Raw genomic sequence first — 12090 nt, 5'->3', positions numbered from 1 at the left:
TGCACTCAGCCGATCGTCATCGGCAGCGAGCGGCCGGAGAGGCCCCGCCCCTGCCGAGCGAGCGTGCGCGCGAGGTCGAGGATCGTCGTGGCCGCGGCATCCGTCGTCTCGCCGGCGACGATCGGGAGGCCGGCGTCGCCCCCCTCACGGAGCGCGGGACTCAGCGGGATCGAGGCCAGCAGGGGGACCGTGGCGCCCGGCTCGGAGAGCGCTTCGGCGACCGCCGCACCTCCACCCGAGCCGAACAGATCGATGACCGTGCCATCGGGGAGCGTGTACGCCGCCATGTTCTCGATGACGCCGATCACCCGCTGACCTGTCTGCCGCGCGACGAGTCCACTGCGGATGGCCACCTCTGCGGCGGCGGTCTGCGGGGTCGTGACGACAAGGACCTCGGCGTGGGGGAGGAGTTGGCCGATCGAGATGGCGATGTCGCCGGTGCCGGGCGGCATGTCGATGAGCAGCACATCGAGGTCGCCGAAGAACACGTCGGTGAGGAACTGCTGCACCGTGCGGTGCAGCATCGGTCCGCGCCACGCTACGACGGCCTCGCCGTCGCGGAGGAACATCCCGATCGAGATGGTCTTCACCCCGTGCGCCACCGGGGGCAGCATGAGGTCGTCGATACGAGTCGGCTGCGTCCCGGCGGGGATGCCGAGGAGCCCGGGAATCGAGAATCCGTGCACGTCGGCATCGACGAGGCCCACGGACAGACCCTGGTCTGCGAGTGCGACGGCGAGATTGGCGGTGACCGTCGATTTACCCACGCCGCCCTTGCCGCTGGAGACGAGGATCACGCGGGTGAGCGAGTCGGGCCCGAAGGGCATCTGGCGGGCCGGCCTGCCGTCGCGGAGCTTCTCGGTCAGCGCCTTGCGCTCCGCCGGCGTCATGACGCCCACTTCGACGTCGACCGAGGCGATGCCGGGGACGGATGCCGCAGCCTCGCGCACGTCGGACTCGATGCGCGCCGCTGCAGGGCAGCCCACGATCGTCAGGACGATGCCGACCCGAGCGCGGTCTCCGTCCACGGCGATCTCACGCACCATGTCGAGCTCGCCGATAGGGCGGCGCAGCTCCGGGTCCGTCACCGCGGAAACCGCGGCACGGACGAGGTCGGTCTCGGTCACGATGCGGCGCCCGCCGTCGGCTTGTCCCCGGTGTCTTCGAGCTCGGCGAGGAGAGCCTTCAGCTCCTGTCGGAGAACGTCACGCGTGACGGCCTGCGAATTGCGCTCCTCGAGCGCCATCCGCAGCGCCACGATCTCCCGGGCGAGGTACTCGGTGTCAGCGAGGTTGCGTTCCGCGCGCTGGCGATCCTGCTCGATCTGCACGCGGTCGCGGTCGTCCTGTCGGTTCTGGGCGAGCAGGATCAGCGGCGCGGCATAAGAGGCCTGCAAAGAGAGCATGAGGGTCAGGGCGGTGAAGCCGAGGGCGGCGTCGTCGAAGCGCAGCTCGTCGGGCCCCAAGGTGTTCCAGACGATCCAGGCCACGCAGAACAAGCTGAGCATGAGCAGGAAGGTCGGTGTGCCCATCGCGCGGGCCACCCACTCCGTGAACCGGCCGAACCGGTCGCGCGAGGTCGTGCGGGGCCTCGTCGTGCTGCGGCCGGGGGCATCGAGGCGCGGCGAGCGGGGCATCAGCGTGCCTCCTTCGCGGGGGACGGCGTGTCGCTGTCGTGCGATCGCCAGTCATCGGGGAGCAGATAGTCGAGCACATCATCGATGCTGATCGCGCCGACGAGCCGGTGCGCCGCGTCGATCACCGGGAGCGAGACGAGGTCGTAGCTCGCCAGCAACCGCGCCACCTCGGCGGCGGACGCGGTGACGGGAACGGGCTCGAGGCTGTCGTCGAGGATCGCTCCGAGGCGCTCGTGCGGCGGGTAGCGCAGCATCCGCTGGAAGTGCACGAGGCCGAGCAGGCGCCCGGTCGGCGTCTCGAACGGTGGCAGGGTGACGAACACCGCGGCGGCCAATGCGGGGTGCAGCTCATGACGGCGGATCAGGGCCAATGCCTCCGCGACGGTGGCGTCTGCGGAGAGGATGATCGGCTCCGGGGTCATCAGACCACCCGCGGTGTCGGGGCCGTAGCGCAGCAGCATCCTGACGTCTTCGGCCTCTTCCGGCTCCATCAGCTCGAGAAGCTGTTCGAGTCGGTCCGGGGCCAGCTGGGCGAGCAGGTCGGCGGCGTCGTCCGGTTCCATCTGGTCGAGGATGTCGGCTGCGCGCTCATCGCCGAGGCGGTCGAGGATATGCACCTGTTCGTCCTCAGGCATCTCCTCGAGGGCATCGGCGAGACGGTCGTCCGACAGCTCTTCGGCCACCTCGATCATGCGCTGCTGTGGAAGATCGAGAAGGGTGTTGGCGAGGTCGGCGGCGTGCAGCTCCGAGTACGAGGCGACGAGCTGCTCAGCGGACTGCGACTCGCCCGGTGCACGCTGCTCGGCGACCTCGCTCCAGGCGGCGAACGTGGTCGGACCCTTCGCGAACGGCGAGGCGCTGGTCTTCGGGCGGCGGAGGAAGAGCTGACTGATCGCCCATTCGCCGAGGCGGTTCGGTTCGATCGCGACGTCTTCGATGACGGCCGTGCCGCTGCCGTCCGCGAAGCTCACGCGCCGTCCGAGCATCTCGGCGAGCACGCGCACCTCGCCGGCGCGGGGAGAGAAGCGTCGCACGTTGATCAGCCCGGTGGTGATGACCTGTCCGGACCGGATCGACGTGACCCGGCCGATCGAGAGGAACACGTGACGTCGCCCCGGGATCTCGACGACCAGGCCGATCACGCGGGGCGCCGCGGTACTTCGATACACGACGACGACATCCCGGACCTTGCCGAGCCGGTCGCCGAGGGGGTCGAAGACGGCGCACCCGGCCAGGCGCGCGGCGAAAACCCGTTGTGTGCTCACTTCTCCAGAGTAGTCGGCGGGTCCGGTCGAGGGCGGGATGGTCGCGCCTCGGGCCGTCGACGGGTGCGCGTGGAAGAATAGCCGGATGAGCATGCTGAACCGCCCCGCGAGCGGCACCGAGACCGGCGAGATGGTCGCTTCGACGCGCGACTACGAGAGCGCGCAGAAGACGGTGTCGAAGCTGATCGCGGGGGAGGTGCCGGCCAGGGACATCGCGATCGTCGGGCAGAGCGTGCGCACGGTCGAGCGCGTCACCGGAAAGCTGGGGTATGCGGCGGCCGCGCGTTCGGGCGCCGTCAACGGCGTCCTGATCGGCCTGTTCCTCTCGGCGATCCTCGTGATCGGCAACCCCGAGGTGCCGATCCAGCTCTTCGTCGGCTTCGTCTTCATCGGCGTCGCGCTCGGGATGCTGCTGAGCCTCGTCACCTACGCGATCGTTCGTCGCCGACGCGACTTCGCGAGCGTCACGCAGTTCGCCGCCGACCACTACGAGGTGACGGTGCAGGCAGCATCGCTCGCGAAGGCCCGTCAGGTGCTCGGCGCGACGAAGACGGCGCCGGTGCGGCCGCCCGTGAACCTCGACGAGCCGCCGCGCTACGGCGAGCGGATCACGCCCGGTGCGGTGACTCCCGAGCCCGCGGAGCCCGTGGTCCCGCCGCGTCCGGCCGATCCCGTCGCGGAACCGCAGCAGCCGGAGGGCGGTCCCGCCCCCGAAGCCGCCCCTGCGGCGCCCGCGGCCGACGAGGCCGAGCCGATCTCCCCGCTGCCCGTTCCCGAACCCGGCATCGTGCCCGGCTCGGATGCGCCGGAAGGTGACCGACGATGACGCTTCCCGAGCCCCATCAGCCGGGGGAGTTCGCTCCGCCGCCTCCGCCTCCGCCTGCGCCGCCTGTGCCCCCGGCGCCCCCTGCGTCGTCTGCACCACCCGTGCCCCCGGCGCCGACCGTGCCGCCGGCATCGCCTGTGCCCCCGGCGCCGCCGGCTCAGGCATACCCTGCGCCTACGGCGCCCGCGGGATACCCCGCACCCGGGTACCCCGCACCCGGGTACCCGGCGCCCACCTACCAGGCACCCGGCCAACCGGCTGCTGCGGTGCCGCCCGGGTATGCCCCGCCGGCGTATCCAGGACCCGGATATCCGTCGCAGACGTACCCCACCCCCGGCTACCCCGGGCAGTTCCCCCCAGCGGTCGCGCCGGCGCGCGGTCTGCTCCCGTGGGCGCTCGGTTTCCTGGTGCTCATCCCCTTCCCGTTCATCGGAGGGCTCGCGTCGGGCCTCGCGATGGCTGTCAGCGGAGCATCGGCGCGACGAGCCGGCGGACCCGCTGCGGAGAACGCGCGATCGGCGTTGAACTGGGGACTGACCTACCTGATGGTGTCGACGGTGCTCCTCGTCATGCACTTCGTGCTGCTCATCACCCTGACCTCGCAGGGCACCGCGTCCACCGGGTTCTTCCCTCTGGGCATCCCCATCACGTTGTACTTCGCCGTCTCGCTGCTGCACGTCGTGCTCGTGATCATCGGCACGGTGCGGGTGTCGTCGGGAGGCGTCATGCGCGTCCCCTTCGCCATCCCCTTCGCGCGCGCCTGATGACGACGATCCAGGTCGATCTCCCGACGGGGCCGACCGTGGTGAGCGCGGACTGGTCCGCGGGCGAGAACGGCATGACGGTGCTCGTCGCGCACGGTGCCGGCACCGGCAAGGACCATCCGTTCCTCACAGGGTTCACGGAGGCCCTCGGCGGACTCGGTTTCTCCACTCTGCGCTTCAACTTCCCGTACGTGGAGCAGGGCAGGAAGATGCCCGGACCCGCGGCGCACGCCATGTCGACGTGGCAGGCCGCTGTGGCGTTCGCCCGCGCGCAGGAACCGGGAAACACGGTGTGGGCGACAGGCAAGTCCTACGGCGGACGCATGGCGTCCATGGCCGTCGCGGACGGACTCATCGTCGACGGCCTGGCGTACCTCGGCTATCCGCTGCACCCACCGGGCAGGCCCGAGAAGCCGCGCGTGGAGCATCTGCCGGCCATCGCGGTTCCGCAGCTGTTCGTCGAGGGGACGAACGACCCTTTCATCCAGCCGATCTCGCAGTTCGAAGAAGCGGTCGCGTCCTGTCAGGATGCCCGAGTCGTCTGGATCGAGGGCGGCGGCCATACCTTCGAGGTGAAGGGACAGAAGCGTCCCGCATCCGAGATCGGCGCATCTCTCGCGCCGATCGTCGCCGAGTTCACACGCCGCTAGCGGCGAACTCGGCGACGTGCCGTGTCAGGCCTTCAGTCGGGCGATCCAGGCCTCGACCTCGTCGGCCGTGCGCGGGATGTCCGCCGACAGGTTGACCGGACCGTCTTCGGTCATGAGGATGTCGTCTTCGATGCGCACGCCGATCCCGCGGAGCTCGGCCGGAACCGTCAGGTCGTCGATCTGGAAGTACAGGCCGGGCTCGATCGTGAACACCATGCCCGGGGCCAGGATGCCGTCGTAGTACATCTCCCGACGTGCCTGCGCGCAGTCGTGCACATCGATGCCGAGGTGGTGCGAGGTGCCGTGCACCATGTACCGGCGGTGCTGGCCGCCCTTGTCGGCATCGAGCGCCTCCTCGGCGGTGACCGGAAGCAGGCCCCACTCGGCGGTGCGCTCGGCGATGACCTTCATGGCCGCGCCGTGCACATCGCGGAACCGCACACCGATCCGCGCCGCAGCGAAGGCCGCATCCGCTGCTTCGCGCACCGTCTCGTACACGCGGCGCTGCACCTCGGTGAACGTGCCGGAGACGGGAAGCGTGCGGGTGATGTCGGCCGTGTACAGGCTGTCGGCCTCGACACCGGCATCGACCAGGATCAGGTCGCCGGGGACGACGGTGCCGTCGTTGCGCGTCCAGTGCAGGTAGCAGGCGTGGGGACCCGAGGCGGCGATCGTGTCGTAGCCCTCGCCGTTGCCGTCTTCGCGGGCCCGGCGGTGGAACACTCCTTCGACGACGCGCTCGCCGCGGGCGTGGGCGACGGCGGCGGGAAGCTCGCGGATGATGTCGTCGAACCCGTCGGCCGTGATCTCGACCGCACGGCGCATCTCGGCGATCTCGAACTCGTCCTTGATGAGGCGCAGCTCGGAGACGAATCGGGTCAGCGCCTCGTCGTCTTCGAGCACGAGCTCGCCCGCCACGGCCTCGAGCTCGTCGAGGTGGGCGGTGGCGATGTCGAGGTCGGCGGCGACGCCAGCCAGGGACGGGCGGGGGCCGATCCAGAACTCGCCGACCGTGGCATCGGCGTAGAACTCGGTCGTCGTCCGGTCGGCACGCTCGCGGAAGAAGAGCGTGATGTCATGCCCCGAGTCGGTGGGCGCGAAGACCAGTACCGAGTCGGGCTCCGCGTCCGACGCCCATCCGGTGAGGTGCGCGAAGGCGGAGTGCGCCCGGAAGACGTAGTCGGTGTCGTTGCTGCGCTGCTTGAGGGAGCCGGCGGGGATCACCAGGCGCTTGCCGGGGAATGCGGCCGAGACGGCGGCACGGCGGACGGCGGCGTAGGCGGCCTGTGCGCGGGGAGCCGGAAGGGTCTCCGGGCGCTCGGCCCAGCCGGTGGAGATGGTGTCGAGGAAGCCCTGGGGGAACGGCTGCTTGCGGTTCGTGGTGCTGTTCTCGGCCGATGCTTCGACGGTGGGTTCTGCGATCGTGTCGCGCTCTCCGGTGCTCATCCCTCCAGTCTGTCATCTGCAGGGAGTACACGGGAGTTCAGCCGGCGGGCTCCAACTGCACGACGAGCGCACGGTGGTCGCTGCCGCCGGCATCGTCGAGCACGACGGAGCCGGTCGGCGTCCAGTTCTGCGAGGCCATCACGTGGTCGATCGGCGCACCGGCGAGCGGCGGGAGCGAGCTCGGCCAGGTGCCGGTGACGCCGTTGCCGGTGCGCGCCGCCACGTCACGGCAGTAGCCGATGTCGCCGCCCTCCACGCCGAGTCCGGCCATATGGTCGATCGTCGCGTTGAAGTCTCCCGCCAGGATGAAGTCCCCCTGCGGGCACTGGTCGGCGATCCACTGCAGATCGGTCTGCCACTGCTGCATCTCTTCCATGCGCGGTGCGACCGCGTGCACGGCGACGATCGTGGGACCTGTGCCGTCGATCGGCATCAGGACGACGCTGGGCACGGAACCCGTGTTGCTGGTGCCGTCCTTCGCCGACTCGATCACGGAGTACTCGCCGAGGTCGGGGGCGACCAGGACCGTGGTCTGCCAGGACTGCGGTCCGTCCTGCACATCGGGACGGAACTGCACGTGGTGCACCCACATCGGGTGCCCCTGCTCCCTCAGCATGATGGCGATTCGCTCACCGACCTCTTCGGTGGTCTCGGGCAGCGCGACCACGTCCGCGCCCTGGTCAAGGATGCGCTGTGCGATCACGTCGGCCGACACGGCCTCGCCCGCGGTGTTCCAGGTGAGCACTCGAACGCTGCTGTCGGTCTTCTCCGGAAGGGCGGTCGCTCCGAAGCCTCTGCTGGCTCCGATCAGTGCGGTGGCGCTCGCTCCCAACAGCGCGACGATCAGCACCGACGCGGCGAACCCGCGAAGCGGCCGTGCGAACAGCAGCAGGAGGGCGAGCACCACGATGATGAGGAAGCCGCCGAGGACCAGGCCGCGGACGGAGACGAGCTGCGCGAAGGGATAGGTCTGCTCGAGGTGGAAGAACTGCGGCCACACGACGATCGCCGTCGCGATCGCGAGCAGCACGGTGAAGAGGATCCCCAGTAGTCGAAACATCCCCTCCAGCCTAGAAGCGCCGCCTGTGAAGTCCCTGCCCCGACATCCCCTCCGTGCGCCTCCGCGCCCGGTGCGGGTGACGCTCGGTACGCTCGGAGGATGGCCACTCCGTCTGCCGGGTTCGCCGGTCCCGCCGACCTGCACCTGCACTCCCACCAGTCCGACGGCACGGAGTCGCCGGCCGAGGTGATGCGGCAGGTCCACGCGCACGGGATCCGCACGGCGGCGCTCACCGACCACGACCGCTCCACCGGGTGGGCCGAGGCGGGCGATGCGGCCGTCGCGCTCGGAATGACCTTCATCCCCGGCATGGAGCTTTCAGCCAAGCACGAATGGCGCAGTGTGCACGTACTGGGCTATCTCTTCGACCCCGAGAACGAGGCGCTGCGCGCCGAGACCGATCGCATCCGCGGAGACCGGATCGGCCGTGCCGAGCGCATCGTTCGGAACATCGGGCGGGACTACGACCTCCACTGGGAGGACGTCGTCGCGCAGACGAACCTGGATGCGACGGTGGGGCGCCCCCACATCGCCGACGCGCTGATCGCCCGCGGCATCGTCCGCGACCGGACCGAGGCGTTCGACGGCATCCTGCACCCGCGCGAGGGGTACTACGAGCCGCACTACGCACCGGATCCCCTCACCGCCGTACGGCTGATCACGGAGGCCGGGGGAGTGGCCGTCATCGCGCACCCCGTGACGTCGGGACGCGACCGGATGATGCCGGTGTCGTTCATCGAGCGACTGATCGACGCCGGCCTCGGTGGCTTCGAGATCGACCATCGCGAGAACACCGAGGCCGGCAAGCGGAAGCTGCGGGAGATCGCCGCCGAGCACGACCTCATCGTCACCGGGTCCAGCGACTATCACGGCAGCGGCAAACCGAACCGTCCGGGCGAGAACACCACGTCCGACGAGATGGTCGCGCGGCTCATAGCACGCAGCACCGGCATCTCCCCGCGTTATCCCTGATCCTCGGCATTCTCTCGGTCATCTCCCGGCGGGCTGTCGACGGCGACCGATACCGTCCGAGGCATGCAGCGACCGACTTCCCTGGAGCGGCGCGTCGATGCGATCGCTCACCGCGTCCTCCGTGGCGCCCCGGCGAACGGCATCCGCGCCGGCCTGATCGAGTTCGCGGTGTTCGTGCTGAAGCAGGCATGGGCGTGCATCTTCGGGGCGGCACTGCTCGTCGTGATCGTCGCAGCGCGGATCTGGTACCCCGACGATGCGGCGCTCGCCCGCAACGATGCGCTGACGATCGCCGCGGTGCTCATCCAGGCGGCGATGCTCGCCTTCCGGCTGGAGAGCGGTCGAGAGCTGTGGGTCATCGTGCTGTTCCACATCACCGGCACCGTGATGGAGCTGTTCAAGACCGATGTCGGATCGTGGGCCTATGCCGCGGACGGATTCCTGCGCATCGGCGGGGTGCCCCTGTTCAGCGGCTTCATGTACGCCGCGGTCGGGTCTTACATGGTGCGCGTCTACCGCCTCTTCGACCTGGGCTTCGAGAGGTATCCGCGTCGGTGGATGACGGCGATCCTCGCGGTCGCGATCTACGTCAACTTCTTCGCGCACCACTGGTGGTGGGACGCGCGTTGGGTGCTGCTGATCGGCGTCGTGCTGCTGTGGCTGCCCACCGTCATGCACGCCCGCGTGTGGCGTCGCACGATCCGGCTACCGCTCCTGGCCGTCTTCGCCGGTGTCGCCGTGTTCATCTATCTCGCCGAGAACATCGGCACCTGGGCGGGTGCCTGGGCGTATCCCGACCAGGCCGAGGGCTGGCAGCCGGTGTCTCCGAGCAAGCTGACCTCGTGGTTCCTGCTCATGATCATCTCGGTCGTCCTCGTCGCGTGGGTATATCCGCCACAAGTTCCTGCCGCGTTGCTGCAACGAGGGCAGGCCGCTCGAGCGCCGGTCTGATCCGGGTGCACGACGAAGGGCGCGTACTGCGGATGATCGTCCGCAGTACGCGCCCTTCGTGAGCTGCTGAGGTCTGTCAGGCTCCGGCGACCGGAGCCGCTCCTGCGCCGGAACCGCCGCGACGACGCCGGCGACGACGTGCCGGGGCCGGCTTGCCGTCGTGGTGTTCCTTGCCCGCACCGTCGTGTGTGCCGGCGCCCTCGGCGCCACGGTCGGCTGCCGGCGCGGACTGACCCTCGTCCGACGTGGACTCGGCAGCGCCTTCGGCGAAGGTCGAACCGACCGGGGTGGTGCTGTTGCGGCGACGACGACGGCGGCGCGTGCCACCCTCATCGGTGCCCTCGGCCGCGGCATCCGCAGCCCGTTCGGGACGGCGGGTGCGCTCGGTCTTGACCGACTCGGTCTTCGGAGCCGAAACGAGACGGCCCTTGGTGCCCTGCGGGATGTCGAGGTCCTCGAACAGGTGCGGGCTCGACGAGTAGGTCTCGGTCGGATCCGGCTGGCCGAACTCGAGGGCGCGGTTGATGAGGGCCCACTTGTGCAGGTCCTCCCAGTCGACGAACGTGACCGCGATGCCGGTCTTGCCCGCGCGACCGGTACGGCCGGCGCGGTGCAGGTACGTCTTGTCCTCATCCGGGATGGTGTGATTGATCACGTGCGTGACGTCGTCGACGTCGATGCCGCGGGCCGCGACGTCGGTGGCGACGAGCACGTCGCGCTTGCCGGCCTTGAACGCGGCCATCGAGCGCTCGCGCTGGTCCTGGCCCATGTCGCCGTGCACGCCGCCGACGTTGAAGCCGCGGTCGCCGAGCTCATCGACGAGGCGCTGTGCAGCGCGCTTCGTGCGCGTGAAGATGACCGTCTTGCCGCGACCCTCGGCCTGCAGGATGCGGGCGATGATCTCGTCCTTGTCCATCGAGTGCGCGCGGTAGACGAGGTGCTTGATGTTCGCCTGCGTGAGGCCCTCGTCCGGGTCGTTCGCGCGGATGTGGATCGGGTTCGACATGAAGCGGCGGGCGAGCGCCACGATCGGGCCGGGCATGGTCGCCGAGAACAGCTGCGTGTGGCGGACCGCCGGGACCTTCTGGAAGATCTTCTCGATGTCGGCGAGGAAGCCGAGGTCGAGCATCTTGTCGGCCTCGTCGAGCACGACCTCGGTCGCGTTCGAGAGGTCGAGCAGGCGCTGGCCCGCGAGGTCGATCAGGCGACCGGGGGTGCCGACGACGATCTGTGCGCCGGCCTTGAGCTGGTCGATCTGCCCCTCGTACGCCTTGCCGCCGTAGATGGCGACGACGCTGGTGGAACGGTTGCTGGTGAGCAGGTCGATGTCTTCGTAGACCTGCACCGCGAGCTCGCGGGTCGGCACCACGATGAGTGCCTTGACGCCGTGCTCCGGGTCCTTGCCGAGGCGCTGGACGACGGGGATGCCGAACCCGAAGGTCTTTCCCGTTCCGGTCTTCGCCTGGCCGATGATGTCCTGGCCGGGAAGGCCGAGGGGGATGGTCTGCTCCTGGATCGGGAACGCGTCGACGATGCCCTTGGCGGCGAGCGCGTCGACGATGTCCTGATCGATGCCGAGATCGGCGAAAGTTGTCACTTTATTCAGATTGCCTGTCCGGCGAGCCTGGGGGATCGCCACGTAAACGGAGCCACGCCGTCTCTTGTGCCACAGGCGCGGGGCCCCGCTCCGACGGCGGGGACACGCCCAGCCTACCCGAGGGGTCGTCAGGACCCGGGAGAAGGTCGCGGCGCGGGTATTGTGAACGACGTGGCGGACTCGGGAGGAAGACCTCGTGGTTAAGTGGTTCTGGCAGCGCGAAGACGCGCCGCGGCGTACCCTCGCTCTGCGCAGTCGAGGGGAGCAGAGCGATGCCACGCGCATCGACTTCGCCGAACTCGCCCCCGAACTGGATCGTTTCCTCGGCCAGGCGGCCTATCTGCAGCTGGGGTATTTCGAGACGCTCACCCGGCTGATCCGAGCGACGCCGGAGCTGTCCGAGAAAGAGTCGCTGTCGCGCGCGGCCGGAGCAGCGCTGACGAAACACCGCGGCATCGTCGAGGTCATCGCCGAGCGCGGCGGAGATCCCACGCAGGTGATGCTGCCGTTCCGCGAGCACCTCGACGCGTTCCGACGCAAGACGATCGGTGCGCGTCCGCGTGAGACCCTGCTGGCGGTCTACATCACCGCGGGGATGCTCGACGACTTCTACCTCGCGCTCGCCTCGAGCTACGGCGACACCGGCCGCCGGGTCGCGCAGATCCTGCGAGAGGACGACGCCGGCCACGAGATCGTCGCGATCATCCAGGAGACGATCGAGAGCGACGAGGAGTGGCGTTCGCTGCTGTCGATGTGGGCGCGGCGACTGGTCGGAGACACGATCCTCGTCTGCCGCTCGGCTCTGCGTCCCGAGCTGCTCGACGTCGACGACGCCCGCATCGAGCCGGTGTACACCGAGCTGATGGGCGCGCACGCGCGACGCATGGATGCGATGGGCCTCGCGTCCTAGAGGCCGCCGCGGA

At 69.6% G+C, this 12090-nt stretch carries 12 protein-coding genes; 6 read left to right on the top strand and 6 right to left on the bottom strand.

All coding sequences use genetic code 11. From position 1 onward, the window contains the following. Positions 1 to 5 precede the first annotated feature (5 nt). Genes J7E45_RS03410 through J7E45_RS03400 form a run of 3 tightly spaced genes read right to left on the bottom strand, consistent with a single transcriptional unit; the run spans position 6 to position 2901 of the window. Positions 6 to 1127: an Mrp/NBP35 family ATP-binding protein gene (locus tag J7E45_RS03410; RefSeq protein WP_215067035.1), complete on the bottom strand. Its 1122-nt coding sequence runs from the start codon at positions 1125 to 1127 to the stop codon at positions 6 to 8. Then, positions 1124 to 1636, bottom strand: a complete 513-nt coding sequence (locus J7E45_RS03405) for a DUF1003 domain-containing protein (protein ID WP_091034110.1) — start codon at positions 1634 to 1636, stop codon at positions 1124 to 1126. The genes J7E45_RS03410 and J7E45_RS03405 overlap by 4 nt, the downstream gene beginning before the upstream one ends. Next, positions 1636 to 2901 carry a magnesium transporter MgtE N-terminal domain-containing protein gene (locus J7E45_RS03400; protein ID WP_091034547.1) on the bottom strand — a complete coding sequence of 422 codons (1266 nt, stop codon included), beginning with the start codon at positions 2899 to 2901 and terminating at the stop codon, positions 1636 to 1638. Before J7E45_RS03400 ends, J7E45_RS03405 begins: the two co-directional genes overlap by 1 nt. Positions 2902 to 2986: 85 nt before the next feature. On the opposite strand from J7E45_RS03400, the gene J7E45_RS03395 reads away from it, so the two are divergent. The 3 genes from J7E45_RS03395 to J7E45_RS03385 all read left to right on the top strand — a co-directional run bounded on the left by J7E45_RS03395 (position 2987) and on the right by J7E45_RS03385 (position 5141). Continuing rightward, positions 2987 to 3727, top strand: coding sequence for a general stress protein (locus J7E45_RS03395; RefSeq protein ID WP_251053365.1), 741 nt, complete (start codon positions 2987 to 2989; stop codon positions 3725 to 3727). Between the two features lie 407 nt (positions 3728 to 4134). Then, positions 4135 to 4491, top strand: coding sequence for a DUF4870 domain-containing protein (locus J7E45_RS18145; RefSeq protein ID WP_140403348.1), 357 nt, complete (start codon positions 4135 to 4137; stop codon positions 4489 to 4491). Further along, the gene (locus J7E45_RS03385; protein ID WP_215067033.1) at positions 4491 to 5141 is read left to right on the top strand and encodes an alpha/beta family hydrolase; all 651 of its coding nucleotides are present in this window, start codon (positions 4491 to 4493) and stop codon (positions 5139 to 5141) included. Before J7E45_RS18145 ends, J7E45_RS03385 begins: the two co-directional genes overlap by 1 nt. 24 nt (positions 5142 to 5165) lie before the next feature. Here J7E45_RS03385 and J7E45_RS03380 read toward each other — a convergent pair whose 3' ends face one another. Together J7E45_RS03380 and J7E45_RS03375 are read right to left on the bottom strand one after the other, a co-directional pair. Beyond that, the gene (locus tag J7E45_RS03380; RefSeq protein ID WP_091034101.1) at positions 5166 to 6587 is read right to left on the bottom strand and encodes an aminopeptidase P family protein; all 1422 of its coding nucleotides are present in this window, start codon (positions 6585 to 6587) and stop codon (positions 5166 to 5168) included. A gap of 37 nt (positions 6588 to 6624) precedes the next feature. Then, positions 6625 to 7647: an endonuclease/exonuclease/phosphatase family protein gene (locus J7E45_RS03375; protein ID WP_167634002.1), complete on the bottom strand. Its 1023-nt coding sequence runs from the start codon at positions 7645 to 7647 to the stop codon at positions 6625 to 6627. Between the two features lie 99 nt (positions 7648 to 7746). Here J7E45_RS03375 and J7E45_RS03370 point away from each other — a divergent pair, with 99 nt between their 5' ends. Together J7E45_RS03370 and J7E45_RS03365 are read left to right on the top strand one after the other, a co-directional pair. Beyond that, positions 7747 to 8619, top strand: coding sequence for a PHP domain-containing protein (locus J7E45_RS03370; RefSeq protein WP_215067031.1), 873 nt, complete (start codon positions 7747 to 7749; stop codon positions 8617 to 8619). A gap of 63 nt (positions 8620 to 8682) precedes the next feature. Beyond that, the gene (locus J7E45_RS03365) at positions 8683 to 9570 is read left to right on the top strand and encodes a DUF817 domain-containing protein (RefSeq protein ID WP_215067029.1); all 888 of its coding nucleotides are present in this window, start codon (positions 8683 to 8685) and stop codon (positions 9568 to 9570) included. A 76-nt stretch (positions 9571 to 9646) separates the two neighbouring features. On the opposite strand, the gene J7E45_RS03360 is transcribed toward J7E45_RS03365, so the two are convergent. Continuing rightward, positions 9647 to 11167 (bottom strand): DEAD/DEAH box helicase, encoded by a 1521-nt coding sequence (locus J7E45_RS03360; RefSeq protein WP_215067027.1) that lies wholly within the window; start codon positions 11165 to 11167, stop codon positions 9647 to 9649. 196 nt (positions 11168 to 11363) lie between these two features. Between J7E45_RS03360 and J7E45_RS03355 the strand changes: the two genes are divergently transcribed. Next, positions 11364 to 12077, top strand: coding sequence for a ferritin-like fold-containing protein (locus tag J7E45_RS03355; RefSeq protein WP_167634004.1), 714 nt, complete (start codon positions 11364 to 11366; stop codon positions 12075 to 12077). Positions 12078 to 12090 lie beyond the last annotated feature (13 nt).

The sequence above is a fragment of the Microbacterium sp. ISL-59 genome, assembly GCF_018613945.1.
GTDB lineage: Bacteria > Actinomycetota > Actinomycetes > Actinomycetales > Microbacteriaceae > Microbacterium > Microbacterium oxydans_B.
The sequence above is the reverse complement of the archived record's forward strand: the minus strand, read 5'-3'. Positions and strand labels throughout refer to the sequence as shown.